Source organism: Asaia spathodeae NBRC 105894 (assembly GCF_025994195.1).
GTDB lineage: Bacteria > Pseudomonadota > Alphaproteobacteria > Acetobacterales > Acetobacteraceae > Asaia > Asaia siamensis.
This window is the reverse complement of the sequence record NZ_BAPY01000072.1, coordinates 34,646-52,665: the sequence shown is the minus strand read 5'-3', so window position 1 is coordinate 52,665 and position 18,020 is coordinate 34,646. Positions and strand designations below refer to the sequence as shown.

The 18,020-nt window shown below is 59.4% G+C and carries 14 protein-coding genes; 9 read left to right on the top strand and 5 right to left on the bottom strand.

Annotated features, from left to right (window positions below; genetic code table 11):
- Window positions 1-66: 66 nt before the first annotated feature.
- Genes AA105894_RS13995 through cyoD form a run of 3 tightly spaced genes read left to right on the top strand, consistent with a single transcriptional unit; the run spans window position 67 to window position 3,067 of the window.
- Window positions 67-2,100 (top strand): cbb3-type cytochrome c oxidase subunit I, encoded by a 2,034-nt coding sequence (locus tag AA105894_RS13995; protein ID WP_456304020.1) that lies wholly within the window; start codon window positions 67-69, stop codon window positions 2,098-2,100.
- Entirely contained in the window at window positions 2,100-2,753 is a 654-nt protein-coding gene (locus AA105894_RS13990; protein ID WP_267312302.1) for a cytochrome c oxidase subunit 3, read from the top strand. Before AA105894_RS13995 ends, AA105894_RS13990 begins: the two co-directional genes overlap by 1 nt.
- Window positions 2,750-3,067: a cytochrome o ubiquinol oxidase subunit IV gene (cyoD, locus tag AA105894_RS13985; protein ID WP_267312301.1), complete on the top strand. Its 318-nt coding sequence runs from the start codon at window positions 2,750-2,752 to the stop codon at window positions 3,065-3,067. Before AA105894_RS13990 ends, cyoD begins: the two co-directional genes overlap by 4 nt.
- 250 nt (window positions 3,068-3,317) lie before the next feature.
- Here cyoD and AA105894_RS13980 read toward each other — a convergent pair whose 3' ends face one another.
- From AA105894_RS13980 to AA105894_RS13965, 4 genes are all read right to left on the bottom strand, one after another.
- On the bottom strand, window positions 3,318-5,417 hold the full coding sequence (locus AA105894_RS13980; protein ID WP_267312300.1) for a Hint domain-containing protein: 2,100 nt from the start codon (window positions 5,415-5,417) through the stop codon (window positions 3,318-3,320).
- Window positions 5,418-5,822: 405 nt separating this feature from the next.
- A complete protein-coding gene (locus AA105894_RS13975; RefSeq protein ID WP_267312299.1) occupies window positions 5,823-7,442 on the bottom strand; it encodes an NAD(P)/FAD-dependent oxidoreductase in 1,620 nt (539 codons plus the stop codon).
- Window positions 7,443-7,562: 120 nt separating this feature from the next.
- On the bottom strand, window positions 7,563-9,248 hold the full coding sequence (locus AA105894_RS13970; RefSeq protein ID WP_306414317.1) for a M28 family metallopeptidase: 1,686 nt from the start codon (window positions 9,246-9,248) through the stop codon (window positions 7,563-7,565).
- Between the two features lie 2 nt (window positions 9,249-9,250).
- Window positions 9,251-9,541 (bottom strand): helix-hairpin-helix domain-containing protein, encoded by a 291-nt coding sequence (locus AA105894_RS13965; protein WP_267312298.1) that lies wholly within the window; start codon window positions 9,539-9,541, stop codon window positions 9,251-9,253.
- Window positions 9,542-10,074: 533 nt separating this feature from the next.
- Between AA105894_RS13965 and AA105894_RS13960 the strand changes: the two genes are divergently transcribed.
- The 4 genes from AA105894_RS13960 to AA105894_RS13945 all read left to right on the top strand — a co-directional run bounded on the left by AA105894_RS13960 (window position 10,075) and on the right by AA105894_RS13945 (window position 14,653).
- Window positions 10,075-11,178, top strand: a complete 1,104-nt coding sequence (locus tag AA105894_RS13960; RefSeq protein ID WP_267312297.1) for a cation diffusion facilitator family transporter — start codon at window positions 10,075-10,077, stop codon at window positions 11,176-11,178.
- Window positions 11,172-12,071, top strand: a complete 900-nt coding sequence (locus AA105894_RS13955; RefSeq protein ID WP_267312296.1) for a cation diffusion facilitator family transporter — start codon at window positions 11,172-11,174, stop codon at window positions 12,069-12,071. Before AA105894_RS13960 ends, AA105894_RS13955 begins: the two co-directional genes overlap by 7 nt.
- Before the next feature lie 139 nt (window positions 12,072-12,210).
- Entirely contained in the window at window positions 12,211-13,620 is a 1,410-nt protein-coding gene (locus AA105894_RS13950) for a chloride channel protein (protein ID WP_267312295.1), read from the top strand.
- A gap of 37 nt (window positions 13,621-13,657) precedes the next feature.
- Complete coding sequence (locus tag AA105894_RS13945) at window positions 13,658-14,653, top strand: LLM class flavin-dependent oxidoreductase (RefSeq protein ID WP_267312294.1); 996 nt, start codon at window positions 13,658-13,660, stop codon at window positions 14,651-14,653.
- A gap of 6 nt (window positions 14,654-14,659) precedes the next feature.
- Here the strand turns inward: AA105894_RS13945 and AA105894_RS13940 are convergent, their stop codons facing one another.
- Window positions 14,660-15,547, bottom strand: coding sequence for a LysR family transcriptional regulator (locus AA105894_RS13940; RefSeq protein WP_267312381.1), 888 nt, complete (start codon window positions 15,545-15,547; stop codon window positions 14,660-14,662).
- Window positions 15,548-15,658: 111 nt separating this feature from the next.
- On the opposite strand from AA105894_RS13940, the gene AA105894_RS13935 reads away from it, so the two are divergent.
- On the top strand, window positions 15,659-16,717 hold the full coding sequence (locus AA105894_RS13935; RefSeq protein ID WP_267312293.1) for an alkene reductase: 1,059 nt from the start codon (window positions 15,659-15,661) through the stop codon (window positions 16,715-16,717).
- 91 nt (window positions 16,718-16,808) lie between these two features.
- Window positions 16,809-17,978, top strand: a complete 1,170-nt coding sequence (locus AA105894_RS13930) for an MFS transporter (RefSeq protein WP_267312292.1) — start codon at window positions 16,809-16,811, stop codon at window positions 17,976-17,978.
- The last annotated feature ends 42 nt before the right edge of the window (window positions 17,979-18,020 follow it).

Here is an 18,020-nt window from a genome sequence, read left to right as displayed (position 1 = left end):
CGAGCCTAACCCTGCTGTCGCTATCGCGACGCCCAAAAGACCGGAGATCAGCCTTTGCGTCACTTCCTGCTCGGCTCGCTTGGCTATGATGCCCTGCCCTTCTACAGCCTCATCGCCACCTTTGCCGCCTCGATCGTGGTTCTGGGCGCCGTGGCCGTGCTGGTATTCGTCACCTGGCTGAAAGGATGGCGCGCGCTCTGGTCGGACTGGCTGACAAGCGTGGACCACAAGAAAATCGGCATCATGTATGTTGTGGTGTCTTTCGTGATGCTGGCCCGCGCTGTGGTCGAGGCGGTTGTCATGCGGTCGCAGCAGGCCGTGGCGTATCAGAACCCCGGCTTCATTCCGCCCGAGCATTTTGCCCAGCTCTTCACGACCCACGGCACGATCATGATTTTCTTCATGGCCATGCCGTTTCTGATCGGCATCTATAATTTCGTTCTGCCGCTCCAGATCGGTGCGCGTGACGTCTCCTTTCCGGTCATGAACTCGATCAGCCTCGGTCTGACCAGCGCGGGTGCCGTGCTTCTGATGATCTCGCTCTGCATCGGCAAGTTCTCGACAGGGGGCTGGACCGGATATCCGCCCTATACGGAGTTGTCATTCAGCCCCGGCGTGGGGGTGGATTACTGGATATGGGCGCTGACATTGAGCTCGGTCGGCAACACCATGACCGGCATCAATTTTGCCGTCACAATCTACAAGAAGCGCGCGCCGGGCATGACGCTTTTCCGTATGCCGCTTTTCGCCTGGACCGCTCTGTGCATCTCGATCCTGATGATTTTTGCCATGCCGCCCCTGACCGTGGCGACGCTGATGCTGGCCATGGATCGCTATCTGGATATGCATTTCTTCACCAATGAGCTTGGTGGGAACATGATGAATTACATCAACATGTTCTGGCTCTTTGGCCATCCTGAGGTCTACATTCTGATATTGCCTGCTTTTGGCGTCTATTCCGAAACCATCGCCACTTTTTCCAATAAACGGCTTTACGGCTACACCTCGCTCGTCTGGGCGACTGTTTCGATCGCGGTCCTGTCCTTTACGGTCTGGCTGCACCATTTCTTCACCATGGGGCAGGACGGCAATGTGAACGCCGTCTTCGGCATTGCCACCATGCTGATTGCCATCCCTACCGGCGTGAAAGTCTATGACTGGCTGCTGACCATGGTACGCGGGCGTATCAGGGTTAGCGTGCCCATGCTCTATGCCTGCGCGTTCATGATGCTGTTTGTCGTGGGGGGCGCCACCGGGGTCATGCTGGCCAATCCCGGCTTCGATTATCAGGTGCATAATACGCTTTTCCTGGTTGCGCATTTTCATAACATGCTCATCCCCGGCCTGCTTTTCGGCATGCTCAGCGCCTATCACTACTGGTTTCCCAAGGCTTTCGGGTTTCGCCTTCATGAAGGCTGGGGACGTATTGTTTTCGGTTGCTGGGTGGGCGGCTTCATTCTGGCTTTCATGCCGCTCTATATCGTCGGCGCGCTGGGCATGCCGCGACGCAGCCAGGAATTTTTCGAAGCCGTTTATCGCCCCTATCTCTGGGTTGCCCTCTGCGGTGCGTTTCTGGTGCTCGGCGCTTTGGTCAGCATGGTCATTCAGCTCTGGACAAGCATCAAAAACCGCAAGGCCCTTGCCGTGCCCGTAGGCGACCCCTGGAACGGACGCACTCTGGAGTGGTCGATTGCAGCTCCGCCGCCAGAGTATAATTTTGCCCTGATCCCGAAAATCGACTGTGTCGATGCTTTTCACGAAGCAAAAAAACATCGCGATGCCTGGCGGGCGCCGGAACATTATTTCGATATCGAGCTGCCCTCGAACACACCGGTTGGCTTTGTCTGCTGCGTGGCAGGTGGTGTGTTCGGCTTTGCCCTGACCTGGCATATCTGGTGGGCGGTCATTCTGGGCGCCGCCGTGTTTTTCGGCGCGATCATCCTGCGCAGCTTCAATCGCAATACGACCTATATCGTCCCGGCTTCCGAGATCAGGGAAAATGAAGAGCGCTGGCTGCTCACGCTGCGCGAGACCGCTTTCATCGACGACGATGCCATGTTCACGACCGCCAATAACGGCCTGGTCAAGGAGCCGATCTGATGGCGCAAACCGTACAGGGCAAGGGGCCAAGTCATATCGGCATCCGTCTGAGCAATGCCGCTCCCGCCTCGCATCAGGAAGAAGCCCGTTCACAGGCCGAGGAGGCATTGTTCGGCTTCTGGGTCTTCCTGATGAGCGATCTCATCATTTTCTCAATGCTGTTCGTCACCTATGCGACGATGGGCCACTCCCTCGCGGGTGGTCCCGGCCCTCATGAACTGTTCGATCTTTCTTCCGCCGCATGGGAAACGGTCGCTCTGCTCGCAAGCAGCTTCACCTGCGGGCTGGCCACTCTGGCGATGCGCTATGATCGCTCCGTCAAGAAGACGCTTTTCTGGTTTGCCATTACGCTGCTGCTTGGCCTCGCCTTCCTGTCGCTCGAGCTGCATGATTTCATGACCATGGCGGCGAAAGGGGGCGTTCCCTCACGGTCGGGCTGGCTTTCTGCCAGCTGGGCCCTGATCGGTACGCATGGGCTGCATGTCACGAGCGGCTGTCTCTGGATGCTTGTCATGTTTGCACAGACAGCCCGGTTCGGTCTCGACCCGCTGGTGCAGACACGCTTCATGCGCCTCGCCCTGTTCTGGCATTTTCTCGATATCGTCTGGATCGGGATCTTCTCGATTGTCTATCTGCTTGGAGTGCTGTCATGAGCGATCACCACGAAGCGGAGCGCCGACAGGAACTGCATGGCTACGTGATTGGCCTCATTCTGGCCGTCGTACTTTCTGCCCTCCCTTTCGGAGGGGTCATGCTCGGGCTGTTGCCGAAAGCGTCACTCCTCTGGCTGATCGCCATAGCCGCGTTGTGTCAGGTCATCGTTCATTTCCGGTTTTTCCTGCATATTGATCTGTCACGCTCGCATCGTGACGATCTGCAGCTGATCCTGTTTTCGCTCCTGATTGTGGCCCTCATGGTGGGAGGAACGCTCTGGGTACTGGGTAATCAGAGGCACATGATGGGGTGATGTTTTGCCCTCATTCCGCGGCCCTGTACGAGCACTCGCCGGGAGTTCTGCTGTGACGGTTATCGTAGCGACAATGACCGTGGTCTACCGCTTGCCGTCATGGGGTTGAAAACGAGGCGAGATGCACAAGCCGCTCGAGGCCCCTGTACGGACCGCCTCTGTGCCGAGACCGGAAATTCGTCTGATTGTCCAGAGCTGAGCGATCTCCCACGCAGAAGATTGCCGCAATTCTGAACAGAAACGCATCGCCCTAGAATTTGAAACGCTGACCTTCCTTGCCGGTGTCAGGCAGATAGGGGCCACCAGCGCGTATTGTGACGCTAAGTACGGCAGGCTCCTCCTCCTTGCGGTCGCCAAGCAATATTGCGGCCTCACCTGTCGTCCAACGATGTTCCGACGTCTCCAGAGGCGCCCAGCCCTCGATATCGAGGGCGCGGAGATGATCTTCAAGGCGTCTGGTTTCTGTCGCGGAATATAGCGTGACATCCCCGACAAGAACCCCAAGCTTACGCCGATCGTCACGGCAGGGCCCCTCAATATCAACGGGTCTGGCCACACGGGACGCAATGCATACCTCACGCACGTCGGGCGGGATCAGGAACATGGCGTTTTCGCCCTGTTTGCGCGCACACGGGATACGCAGCCCTCCCTCTGTCACAAGGTGGAGGCCCGGATCATGCTCCAGCACCATATCGCGACGGATGATCGCTCCATCGCCAATTCTCGCAGAGATCGCCTCGTAGATCGGCGCGACGAACTCCCGATCCGTGCGCAAGGGAGCGGCGGCATCCTGCGCCCAGGCACGATAATAGACCTTGATATCGGCGCGTCCTGAAAGAGCCGGATTTTCACCATCAAGCAGCGTTTCAGACAACACGCCATTGGCACGGATGATCCCATGCTCTGCCGTGCCAATGTGATAATATTCATAGGAGTCGAAGCTGCGGTCATAGGCAATGCTCACCCCGTTGACGAGCATGCGTATCGGTACAAAGGCCCCTTCGAAAAAGAAGCAATGCTCGGCTGTCACCAGCAGATCCTGATAGGGCTGCCCCGGTCCGAACGCGCCGGCGGCAATACGCACAGGGTAGCCTGCCTCATCATCGGGGAGATGACGGCGAACCATAACCCGGTCTTTGACCAGATGAATGACCGGCTCGGATCCGGGCATTCCATGACGATAGACGGTTACCAGATCACCTTTGGTGAAATCCTCAATTGCCTTCTCGCCAGCTTCGGTCTCAATCAGTGAACCGGCCAAAAAACACGTGATAACCGTACCGCCCGCTATGGTCAGACTGCCACCGGATACAACCACCGGATCCTTGAGCGTCGAACCGCTCGAGGCGTAAATCAGGACGCCACTGGCGACTTCAGCACCATACATCGTCGCCCCGCTGGCAACATAGATCGTGTCATTGGTAAAGCCGGAATTGTAATAGATGTCATTGATTGACGTCGCCCCGGCGCTGATCGTCGCAACGAGCGAATTATAGGAATTTCCAACGCTCGCTCCGCCCGAAGACATATAGAGATACCCGTTGGTAATGACCGAACTCAGCAAGGTACCGCCAGACATGACAGAGACGACCGGATATCCTCCCTGGTTGGATCCGCTGACCCCTGAGGCGGTGGCGCCGCTCATCACGATCAGGGTTCCTCCGCTCATTCGTACCGGGCCCTGGCTGACAACATTACCGCTTACATAAACGGTTACCCCTCCGGAATTGACTGCTGACCAGGTGCCGCGGAGAACAGAGACATTACTCGTGGGCGTTGTCGTCAAGGGTCTGGGCGCACCGTAATCAGCGAGAATAGTAGCAGAGCCGCCTGCGGTGATCGACAAGCTGCTCAGCACGGCACCGGAGCTGACAAGCACAGATGCGCCCGATGTTACTTCGAGACCATTAACGGTCGCTCCCGAACTCACATACACATTCACGCCATTGGAAATATGCGCATTGCTCGCCACCGCGCCTGAAGAAAATCTGACCGGGCTGTGATCATAAGGCGAGACCCAGGAATAGGTCTCATCGAGGGACGTGGAACCCGAATAGTAGTTGGTCTCAGTCGAGATCCCGCTTACATTACTCGTAACACCACCGTTTGACACACGAAGGTAACCGTTATCGACGGTGGAATCGATCAATGAGCCACCAGATACGACGACGGTTGGGTAACCACCTGAAGCTACGGCTGAAAGGCCAGACACGGTAGCACCGCTCGCAACCGTGAGCGTTCCCCCTCCGGTGAACAACACAGGGCCGCTGATAGTGACGCCGTTGCTGACATAAACGGTTTGACCACCAACGTTACTGGCCACCCAGTTACCGCTAATCTGCGTCGCCATTGCCCATCTCGCCGTTATTCATCCCTCTGTGCATCCGATTTCACCCGCGTCTTCCGCGAAATTGACAGGCCGCGCATAACGGGCTGCCAGGGTCAGATTATCTGTTATTAGCGTCTCAATGGCACATTATGTGGGTAAATTGGAAAGGCATTGTTAGCAGTGGCAAAAATAAATAACGTTTAGCGAGAAAGTTTACATTTATTGACGGTTGATAACCATTTTTTGGAAGCATCCCGGGTCAAGAGTCGCTTTCTGCCCCAGGAGATACGCCGCTGACGCCCGATCCGGCAGGCACGACAGCAGATCGGACAGTCGGACAGGCCTGCCGCGCGGTGCGCTTGCCGAGGAGCGGCAGACATCCTGTCATTCAACGCAGGCATTGATCCCGGCTGAATGCGGTGCCTCTCAGACGGGACTGCCCGTGAGGGCATGGATGACCCATTCCGCTGCGCGAATGCCGTCTATACCCGCTGAGAGAATGCCCCCGGCATAACCTGCCCCCTCACCCGCTGGGAAAAGCCCTGCAATGCCCGGGCTTTGACCATCTGCCCCGCGCGGCATTCTGATCGGTGATGACGTGCGGGTCTCGACGCCAGTCAGAACGGCATCCCCCATCGAGAACCCCTTGAGCTTGCGCCCGAAAGCGGGGAGCGCCTCCCGGATCGCCTCAACAGCAAAATCCGGCAGACAAAGAGACAGATCGGTCGGCGTCACGCCCGGCTTGTATGAGGGCACGACATCGCCAAGCGTCGTCGAAGGACGCCCGGCAAGGAAGTCTTCCACCCGCTGGGCCGGCGCCTTGTAATCCCCGCCACCCGCAACGAAAGCCGCACGCTCCCAGTGACGCTGGAAAGCGACACCTCCCAGCACATCGTCGGGATAATCGCGCTCTGGCGAGACATCGACCACGATACCGGCATTCGCATTACGCTCGGCACGGGAATACTGGCTCATGCCGTTGGTCACGACCTGATTGGGTTCGGAGGTGGCCGCTACGACCGTGCCCCCGGGACACATGCAGAAGGAATAGACGGCCCGGCCATTCTTCGCGTGATGCACCAGCTTGTAATCGGCCGCCCCCAGAAGCGGGTGGCCACCCTGATCGCCAAAACGGGCGCAATCGATCAGCGATTGCGGATGCTCGATCCGCACCCCGATCGAGAAGGGTTTGGCCACCATCGGCACCTGAGCCTCTCGCAGCATTTCGAACGTGTCGCGTGCGCTGTGCCCGACCGCAAGAATGGCGTGATCCGTCTCGAGTGTTGTGCCGTCAGAGAGGCGTAGCCCCTTCATCCGACGGGGCGAACCCTCGGTGATCAGCCCGTCAACGCGCACCCCGAAGCGATAGCTGCCCCCCAGACGCTCGATTTCCCCGCGGATATGCTCGACCATGGAAACGAGCCGGAACGTGCCGATATGGGGCTTGGAAACGTAGAGAATTTCCTCCGGCGCGCCTGCCTTGACGAACTCCTCCATGACCTTGCGGCCCAGATGGCGTGGGTCACTGACGCCGCTATAGAGCTTGCCGTCGGAAAATGTCCCGGCACCGCCCTCGCCAAACTGCACATTGCTCTCAGGGGTCAATTCCGACCGGCGCCACAAGGCGAAGGTATCGACCGTACGCTCACGGACGATCTTGCCACGCTCGATCACGATCGGACGCAGTCCCGCCTGGGCCAGAATGAGTGCCGCCATCACACCGCAAGGGCCTGCACCGATCACGACGGGGCGAGGCCCGCCCGCCCCTTCCGACGTGACGGTCGGGAGAACGTAAGACGTATCCGGGGTCGGCATGACTGAAGGCGTGTTTTCATGAGCGGCGAGAACCGCCGCTTCATCGTTGATCGTGCAATCAACGCTGTAGACAAGCACGATGCGCCCGCGCTTGCGCGCATCATAGCCGCGACGCGCGACCGTAAAATCTCGCAGCGCTGCGCTATCGATGTTCAGCCGGGCGAGAATCGCCTCGCGCAACGCATCGGTCGAGTGGTCGAGGGGAAGCCTGAGTTCGGTAAGCCGGATCATGTCGGCTGGAAGTCATGGAGAGAGGGGCTTTGTCAAGAAAAGAATAGGCTGCCTCAACCAGCAGCCAAGACCCCTGTTGCCTCTCCCGCCCGTCAGGAAAGGCAATCTGTCTCCTGTTTTTCAAAGTGCAGGGCGTTGTGCCTCGGTGCGGTCACGAACGGCCTTGAATTCCGACCCCTGCTTCCAGCTCGGCCACATACGCGAGAAGGCAAGGCTACGACCGACTTCATACAGGGCGGCCGCATCTTCTGCCGCACCGCTGAGATCCCAACTCGCATTCCAGGCATCGCAGGGCTGGTGATAGCAGGCCATGTAGCCCTCGAGCCATTTGCGCCCGGCAGGCACACCGCCTTTGAGCAGGTCAGGGTAACCCGCCAAATCCATGATCGGCAGAACCGGCACGCCCGCCCGGGCGAAAGGGAGATGATCGGCGCGATAGAAAGCGCCGCGCTCAGGCAGAACCTCGTTCTGGGTCACGCGCCCCTGAGACGATGCAATGGTCGAAAAATCGTCCTGCAGGCTATTCTGTCCGGCGCCGACGATGAAGGCGTTGTGAGACAGCCCCCCCATCTGCAAGACGTCGATGGTGAAATTGGCCACCGTCTTTTCGAGGGAGACGAGGGGATGTTCGACATAATAGGTCGAGCCCAGAAGGCCACGCTCTTCCGCCGTCCAGGCCGCAAATACGATTGTTCTTTCCGGTGCCGGCCCTTCCTTGAAGGCGCGGGCAATTTCGAACACCGCAGCCACACCCGAGGCGTCATCGATCGCCCCACGGCGGATCATAGCCTCTCCATGAGGCCCCTTGCCCTTGCCAAACGCATCCCAATGGGCGCCATACATGATCGTCTCATCAGGATGAGTTGTGCCCGGCAATTTGGCGAGGACATTGCGGCTCTGAAGGTGGGTGGTCGCCACATCAAAGCTCGTCGTCAGGCTGGTAGAAGGAAGAGTTACAGGGCGGAAATCAGGGCGACGTGCTGCTTCGCTCAACGCGTCCAGGTCCAGCCCGGCCCGCGCAAACAGCTCATGAGCGGCCTTGCCCTCGATCCAGCCCTGCAACAGCAACGAGTCTGGCGCACCCTGCTTCTCGAGTGCAAAATTTTCGCCGCCCGGCGCAGTGACCGTGCTCCAGGGATAGCTTGCAGCCTCGGTATCATGAACAACCAGGGCACCGATCGCTCCCCGCCGGGCTGCCTCCTCGAACTTGTATGTCCATCGCCCGTAATACGTCATGGTCCGACCGCCGAAACGGTCGAAAACAGCCTCGCCCGGCTTGGCGCGGAAATCGGGATCGTTGATCAGGATGACCGCAATCTTGCCCTTGAGATCGACACCCTTGAAATCATCCCAGTCACGCGCAGGCGCGTCCACGCCGTAACCGACGAAAACAAGAGGGGCATCGGTGATCTTGATCTGCGACGAGGGCATATTCGTCGTCAGGTAGATTTCCTGCAACTGCCTGTATATTACGGGTTCTGATTGCCCCACCCGGAACTGGACCACGCTCTCAGGCGCAATCTTCGTGTGAACCATCGGGACTTCCTGGGTCCAGCCGCCGTTCTCACCGGCGGGCTGCAGCCCGATCGCCTGAAACTGCGCCACCAGATAATTCACCGTCTTGATGGCTCCGATCGTTCCGGGAGCACGCCCCTCGAACGGATCAGACGCCAGGGTCTTGATCACCTCCGACATGCGGACAGGGTCCATCGGGGCATAGACAAGGGGATCAGCCGCCAGGGCAGAAGATCCGAGCAACCCGAGCATCGACAGGATGGCCGTGGCTGAGATACGGGCTGATCGCATTGTTATTTCCTTGTCTTTATTGTCGTGGCGACGAAGACGCCGTTTCTTTGTCTTGCTTTGCGTGCGGCCGAGAAATGCCACCAATCGAGCGCCTCACCCGTGCGGCACTGATGAATGGCGGCAGAAAAGATATCATGAACACAGGGATCGTGATGCTGGCCTGTCTGAACACACAGGCGCTGATAGAGAATATCGGGGTCACAGGATGCGAGTTGCTCGCGTGTCGTAATGCCGAGCAATGCGAGATCCTTGAGCGCCGCCGGACCGATATTGCGCAAACCGGTTAGTGTCACAGCGCCGCACCGGCATCGCGGAAAACCGGCTGAGCCAGAGCGGTCAGACAAGGTTTCATGATCGGTCCTTCCAAAAGGCGAAGCCTGGAAACACGCGAGCGGGATGGAAGAGAGATCAAACCGGAACCACCGATACGGGGCAAGTCGCCAAAGCCCCTGAAATCGTTATAAAATAGTTAACATTCAACCCGTTATGCACGGCCCCCGCATACCACCCCACCAGAGCCAATAATTCAACGACGAAATTGACGTTTTTGATGACAAACCCTTTCTGCCTTCCTTATTTGCCCGACTGAAACAAAACTCACGAAGCCATCGAAAGAATAAAGTGAGAATAATCAGATCGATCCACCAATATTTGGAAACAACTCTGTAACATCGTAATTACCCCCGATGCTGCCACGTTATTTTCCCTCGATGACGCGCAGACGATAATTCACGGGGTCTTGCCATAACCCTGCATGGTTCATGTTGGCTTGAGCCATGCTGATGCCGTATAGGAGCGGTCTCGCGAGATTTACGGAAAGTGCCCCATGGCCGAAACGCCCTGCGACCATGCCCATCATGCGGGTCATGATCCTCACGCGCCCAATCAGGGCTGCTCCCATGATCACGACCACGCTCATGACCATGACCATGACCATGACCATGACCATGACCATGACCATGACCATGACGATCATGCCGGGCATCATCATGGCCATCACCACGGGCACGGGCATGTTCACGAGCCTGCCAGCTATGGCGCGGCCTTTCTGATCGGCGTCACGCTGAACGTCGCCTATATCGTTGCCGAAACGGTCTGGGGGCTTCTGGCCCATTCGCTCTCCCTGCTTTCCGATGCCGGGCATAACCTCTCCGATGTGCTGGGGCTGGGCGCGGCATGGCTTGCCCACAGCCTCGCAAAGCGGGCGCCCACCGCGCGTTTCACCTACGGTCTCAAGCGCTCGACCATACTTTCTGCCCTGAGCAATGCCGTGCTTCTGCTGCTGGTGACAGGCGGTATCGTCTGGGAGGCCATCACCCGGCTCATTCATCCCGGCGAGGTCGCAGGCCGCGTCGTCATGCTGGTGGCCCTTGGCGGCATCGTGGTGAACGGGGCGACGGCGTTGCTCTTCATGAAGGGTGGCAAGGACGATCTCAATCTACGCGGCGCCTTCCTGCATATGGCGGCAGATGCCGTCATGTCGCTTGCAGTCGTGATTACCGGTCTGATCATCATGCTGACGGGGTGGACGATCCTCGATCCCATCGTGAGCCTGGTTGTCTGTATCTCGATCATCTTCGGCACCTGGTCGCTGCTGCGCGCCTCACTCGACATGGCACTGGACGGCGTGCCGGAGCGTATCGACCTCGAGCAGGTCGCCACGAGCCTGCGCGCCCTGCCAGGCGTTGAAGACCTGCATCATCTTCATGTCTGGTCGCTCAGCACGACCGATACGGCCCTGACTGTCCATCTGGTCAGTGCCGCCCCTGCCGGTGGCCAAGATGCGCTCCTGCGCGAGGCATCGATCATGCTCGCAAAGCGTTTCCGTATTGGCCACGCCACATTCCAGATCGAGGCCCCCGGCAGTGCCTATCCATGCGGCACGGCGCCTTGCAGCACCTCTCCCGGCGGCAGCGGCATCTCATGCTGAAGCAACCCGAAAAGATCGTTTTCGGCTGGGTCTCGCTCTTCGTCAGCCTGATCGCGCTCGGGCTGAAATACATTGCCTGGCGCGTGAGCGGCAGCGCGGCCCTGTTGTCGGATGCGCTCGAGACCATCATCAACGTCGCCGCTGCCATCGGCGCGCTCTGGGCGCTCAGCGTTGCCCAGCGACCGGCCGATGACAATCACACCTACGGGCACGACAAGGCCGAATATCTTTCCGCCGTGACCGAAGCTGTCCTTGTGGTGCTGACCGCAATCGGTATCGCCTGGGTTGCATGGAAGAGCTGGCTTCTTCCCAATACCGACATCGCCCCCTGGCGTGGCATCGTGTTCAATGCGCTGGGCGGGGTGGTGAATCTCGTCTGGGGGCTCGTTCTTGTGCGTCAGGGGCGCCTCAAACGCTCGCCAGCCCTTACCGCCAATGGCCGCCACGTCATTTCCGATGTCTGGACCACTGTCGTGCTGGTGGTCGGTATCGCGCTCATTCCGCTCACCGGTTATGCCCGTCTCGACGCCCTGCTTTCCGGCCTCGTCGCCCTGAATGTCCTGCGCGTGGGCTTTGACATGATGAAGCACTCCATAGCCGGGTTGATGGATGAAGCCCCCGATTCGGACACATTGCAGATGATCCGCGTCGTGATTTCGGAACACGCCACCGGCGCGATAGAAGCGCATGATATCCGTGTGCGTACGGCAGGCAGTGTCAGCTTCATCGAATTTCACCTCGTCGTGCCCGGCGCCATGAGCGTGTCCGATGCCCATGACATCTGCGATCGGGTCGAGCACGCGCTCAGACGCCATCTGGGGCGGGCCCTCATCCATATTCATGTCGAACCCGAGGAAAAGGCGAAGCAGACGGGCATCCCGGTACTGGCATAAGATCGTTTCAGGACAGAACCGGATGCTCGCAGCGTCGTTAGGTTTTTGAGACGAGAGTTTCTTGACCTGTCGCCCGCGGTGCTGGCAGGAGCGTTCCACACCGGTCGGTGCCTCCCGATCTCCAGACAGGCGAGCATTCATGCGCCCAAGCACCGCTCTGCGGCAAAAGAACCGCATCCAGCATCTCCGCCGTTCCGCGCGTAGAACGACGTCGCAATGGCGTCGTACCCTCACCTACTGGCTTGGTGCCGTTCTGGTGGGCGTGGTGGCTGTCGGCTTTGCCGGCACGGCAGACTGGGCCGCGCGCGCGCGCGGGCGCCTGCTGCACTGGGACCCTTACGTGATGCTGGTTGTCGTTCCCGCCGGGCTCGCCTTTTCGACCTGGGTGACACGACGCTTCTTTTCGGGCGCCCAGGGAAGCGGCATTCCGCAAACCATCGCAACCTTGCACATCGAGAATTTCTCGATCGTCAATCGTGTGCTCTCGCTGAGGATCGCCTTCGCCAAGATCGTTCTGACCTGTTTTGGTCTCATGGTCGGCGCCTCGATCGGCCGTGAGGGCCCGACCGTACAGGTCGGTGCGGCCATCATGCATGGCTTCTCGCGCCTGCTGGGCACGGCGAGCGTTTCAGCCCGACGCGGCGCCATTCTGGCGGGTGGTGCGGCAGGCGTCTCGGCTGCCTTCAACACCCCGCTGGCGGGAATCGTCTTCGCCATCGAGGAACTCTCGCATTCCTTCGAACAGAAAACTTCCGGCACGATGCTGACAGGGGTCGTGCTGTCAGGTGTGACGGCCATCGCACTGGTCGGCAACTACTCCTATTTCGGTCACACCGATGTCGACGTCCCGCTGGGCACAGCCTGGATTGCGGTACTGACCTGCGGCATCGTCGGCGGCATTGCAGGCGGCAGTTTCTCTGCGCTTCTTATCCGCTTTTCGAAGGGCGTACCGGGGCGTATCGGTGCGCTCATCAAGGCGCGCCCTGTGGCCTTTGCCGCCCTTTGCGGTTTTGTTCTGGCTCTGCTGGGCCTTGTCTCGCATGGCGCGACCTATGGCACAGGCTATATGCAGGCACGTGCCATCATCGACGGATCGGAGCATTATCCCGCCTCGTTCTTCGTGCTGAAATTCATTGCCACTGTCGTGTCCTATTGCTCGGGAATTCCGGGGGGCCTGTTCGCCCCGTCGCTCTCGGTCGGCGCCGGCATCGGCGGCTGGATCGAGCAATATCTTCCCCATACGACACCGGGCGCTGTCGTTCTTCTTGGCACGGTGGCCTATTTCTCGGCCGTGGTGCAGGCGCCGCTGACCGCGACCGTCATCGTCATGGAAATGTGCGACAACCAGCAGGTAACCCTTGCGCTGATGGCGACCTCCTTCCTGGCTTTCGGTGTGTCGCGCATGATCTGCAAACACGCGCTTTACGGCGCTCTCGCCGACCGCTTCATGGAAGCTGCCCATAGCGCGACCCCTGCCCCCATCTATACGCGCAGTTCGGCGGCTCCTGCGGTCGAGACCCTCGCAGAGCAGGTCGAGAAGAAGGACTGATCTTTCAAGCGGCGGAACCCCTCCCCATATCGGGAGAATGACACCGCTTTCCATTCTCGATCTGTCCCTCATCCGTGAAACCGGCAGCGCTGCCGACGCCCTCTCGGATTCACGCCTGCTGGCGCAGAAGGCCGAAATGCTCGGCTTTCAACGCTACTGGGTGGCAGAGCATCATGGCATGCCCGGCATCGCTTCGGCGGCAACCAGCGTTGTGATCGGCGCCCTTGCCGCAGCGACATCCCGTATCCGTGTGGGGGCTGGCGGCATCATGCTGCCGAACCATGCGCCTCTGGTCATCGCCGAACAATTCGGCACGCTGGATGCGCTCTATCCGGGTCGCATCGATCTCGGACTGGGCCGCGCCCCGGGGTCTGATCAGAGAACCCTGCGCGCGCTACGACGCAACCGCGAGGGGGCAGAACGCTTTCCGCAGGAAGTGCTGGAACTCATGGCCTATTTCGCCGGAGATGACAGCCAGACCGGCATTCTGGCGACACCGGGCGCAGGCGCCGATATCCCCATCTGGCTACTGGGCTCCTCGCTTTTCTCGGCCGAACTCGCCGCAGCCCTCGGCCTTCCCTTCGCCTTTGCGTCGCATTTTGCCCCCCAGATGATGGAAGAGGCCATCGCGCTCTATCGGGAGCGATTCCGCCCCTCATCGCGTCTTGCGGCGCCTCATGTCATGCTCGCGATGAACATCGTTGCGGCCGATACCCATGAAGAAGCCGATTATCTGGCGACGTCGCGACGCCTCTACATGGCAGCGCTGCGTCAGGGAACGCCGGGGCGTTTTCCTCACCCGGTCGCGGTTCAGAACCTGCCTTGGGGACCGGAGATCAGCCGTCAGTTCGACGAAGTCCTGTCGACAAGCTTCGTTGGCACGGTCGATGACGTTGCTGCAGGGCTGAGCCACTATGTGGAGCGCCACCGCCTCGACGAAATCATGATGGCCCTGCCGATCTACGATCTCGCCCCTCGCCTTCACGCCCTTGATCTGGCGCGGGAAGCAGCCAGGCGTGCCGGTCTGGGCTGACCCTTCCTACCCGAGGCGTTCCTTCAGAACGTCGATGAGATGACGCACCCGGTGTGGCAGGCGACATGTCGCGGGCCAGAGAAGCGTCACCGGGGTGGAAATTGTATGCTGGCTCAGCGCGGAAGTGAGCAAACCATCGCGAATGGGCTCGCTCACCATGAACTCCGGAAGCTGGCAGATCCCACATCCGGCTCGCGCTGCCCGGACAATCGCATCGCCATCACCAATCTGATGCGTCGCTGGCGGCATGATATAACCCGACTCGCCATCCTCAAGTCTGACCGCCCAGCGCGGCGGCGCCTGATCTGAAAATCCGACAAGGCATCTGTGCCGGCTGAGCGCTGCCAGCGTGTCAGGAATTCCACAGGCCTCGAAATATCCGGGACTGGCACAGAAAAGCAGCTTCTGCATTGAGAGTCGCCGCGCCATGATCTCGTGAGTATCCCTTATCGGCCCGAAACGGATGGAGAGATTGCTCCTGCTCTCTATCGGGTCGACGATCCTGTCATTGAAGCTCATCACCAGCTTCAGACCGGGATAACGGGCCATCTGCTCCAGCAGGATGGGCAGCACGACATTTCGGCCATATGAGGCCGGCATGTCGATACGAACCGTACCGACAGGTTCGTTCTCATTGAGCCGCACCTCCTGCTCACCCTGTTCAAGTTCATCGAAAGCGATGCGGCATCTCGCGTAGTAACGCTCACCATCCGGAGTGAGCGTGATCCCCTTGGACGATCTCTGGAGAAGCTCCGCACCAAGCCGGGCTTCAAGACGCTGAAGACTTTTGCCGATTGCCGATTTGCTCAGACCCAGACGCATTGCGGCTTTGCTGAAGCTCCCCTCCTGCACCGCCATGACAAAGATCCTGACGCCAGAGAACGGATCTCCCATAAAGTTTGCAGACAAATTCTCTACCCCAGGACGACATTTACGACACTTACGTCAGATTGCCGGACAATTACTCTCTCCCTTTCAGTGTCTGAAACACTTCCGGGGAAAATCATGACAACTCCCTTTACACCTTTGCGCCTCGGCGCGCTGACCCTGCCCAATCGTATTGTCATGGCGCCTTTGACAAGAAGCCGCGCCAGTGATGACCGCGTTCCGACAGATCTGATGGCCACATATTATGCCCAGCGCGCACAGGCCGGTCTGATCATCAGTGAGGCGACGAGCATCTCACCGCAGGGCGTGGGCTATCCACGCACACCCGGCCTCTGGTCCGATACCCAGATACAGGGATGGCGGAAAGTGACACAGGCCGTGCACGCTGCTGGCGGCCGCATTGCCGCACAGCTCTGGCATGTGGGGCGCATTTCCGACCCGGTATATCTGGAAGGAAATCTGCCCGTCGCCCCCAGCGCCATTGCGGCCGAGGGACATGTCCGGCTGTTGCGCCCGAAGCGCCCCTACCCAACACCTCGCGCCCTGCGCACTGACGAAATAAGCGGAATCGTCGATGACTATCGCAAGGCTGCCCTCAACGCCCGCGAGGCAGGCTTTGACACTGTGCATATCCACGCTGCGAATGGCTATCTCATTGATCAGTTCCTGCAGGACAGTACCAACCGGAGAACCGACTCCTATGGGGGCACGATCGAAAACCGGGCACGCTTTCTGCTCGAGATCGTCGATGCAATTACCGAAATCTGGGGCGAAAACCGTATCGGCGTCCATTTGCGCCCTCGCGGCGAAGAGCACGACATGGGCGACAGCAATGCCGTTGCCCTCTTTACTCATGTCGTAACGGAGCTGCGTAAAAGGAAGGTCGGGTTCCTGTTCATCCGGGAGAGTCAGGGAGCCGACAGCCAGCTTTCCAACCTCAGGACACTCTTTGGTGGTCCCGTCATAGCCAATGACGACTTCTCACCGGAACAAGGTGCCCAGGCCATCGAGAGCCATCAGGCAGATGCCATTGCTTTCGGTCGTCTTTTCATCGCCAACCCGGATCTCGTCGAACGACTGAAAAACGGAACATCGCTCAACACGCCCGATCCGACGACTTTCTATACCGGCGATGACCGGGGCTACACCGATTATCCATCCCTCAAAGACCAGTGACTTCCAGCAGGCAGGACCGGGCAAACCAGACACAGAAGAACTGACACCGAGCATGACCGTAAACCAGAGTGCGCCTCGCGCTTCAGGCATAATGACAACAGCCATATTCATCATACTGGCGCTGGGGACCTTCGCGATTGGGACGGCAGAATTTGCCGCGATGAGCCTCGTGCCCATGATTTCCCGTTCTCTTGGCATCTCCGAGCCCCAGGCAGGGTATACAATTGTTGCCTATGCGGCAGGCGTCAGTATAGGCGCGCCGCTCCTTGCGGTCTTCGGTGCGCGTTTCAGCCGCAAGACCCTCCTTATCGGCATGATGCTGCTCTACGCGGCCGGGAACGCCTTGAGCGCCCTGGCAACAAGCTTTTACGCATTGCTCGTCTTTCGCTTCATCACGGGTCTGCCTCATGGCGCGTATTTTGGCGTGGCAGGGCTTGTCGCGGCCTCGCTGGTTCCGGCCAGCAAGAGGTCTCAGGCGGTAAGCCGGGTCATACTCGGTCTGACCATTGCCACCATCGCCGGCGTTCCCATGGCCAACATGATCGGTCTCTACGTCGGGTGGCGATGGACTTTCGTGAGCATTGCCGCCCTGGCACTTCTGACCCTGTGCCTCATCCGTTTTCTGGTACCGCATCAGCCCCCCTGCCCCGACGCCACAATAAGGGCAGAACTGAATGCCCTGCGGGTGAAGCAGGTCTGGCTCACCCTCGGGATAGGTGTGATCGGATTTGGCGGGATCTTTTGCGTCTATACCTATCTTGCCTCGATCATGGATCATGTCACTCATCTGCCGGAGAGTGCCGTGCCCCCGATGCTGGCTGTTTTCGGTATTGGCATGACCGCCGGAACACTGCTTTGCGGCTGGCTGGCAGATCACAGAATGATGCCCACAATGGGGGGCGTTCTTTTGACAGGCGCTGTCGCCATGGCGGCTTTCCCGTTTGCTGCCAAAGCCGTCATCCCTCTGACAGTCGTGATTTTCCTTATCGGCGCCAGTGGCGGGCTTTCCACGGTCGTGCAGTCGCGCCTGCTGAGTGTCGCAACCGGATCTGAAGGCCTGGCTGCCGCGCTCAATCAAAGCGCCTTCAACACAGCCAATGCTATCGGGCCGTGGCTCGGAGGACTTGCCATCGCCCATGATCTGGGCTGGACCTCTGTCGGCTGGGTCGGACTGGCCCTGTCGCTCGGTGGCTTCATGATTTTTCTCCTGAGTCTTGCCGAGGAGGCCTGGTCAAAACAGGCGCGCTCGCGGGGAGCCTGACCGGTCATGCGTCCCGGCCCCTTGGGGCGCCGCATGAGCTGC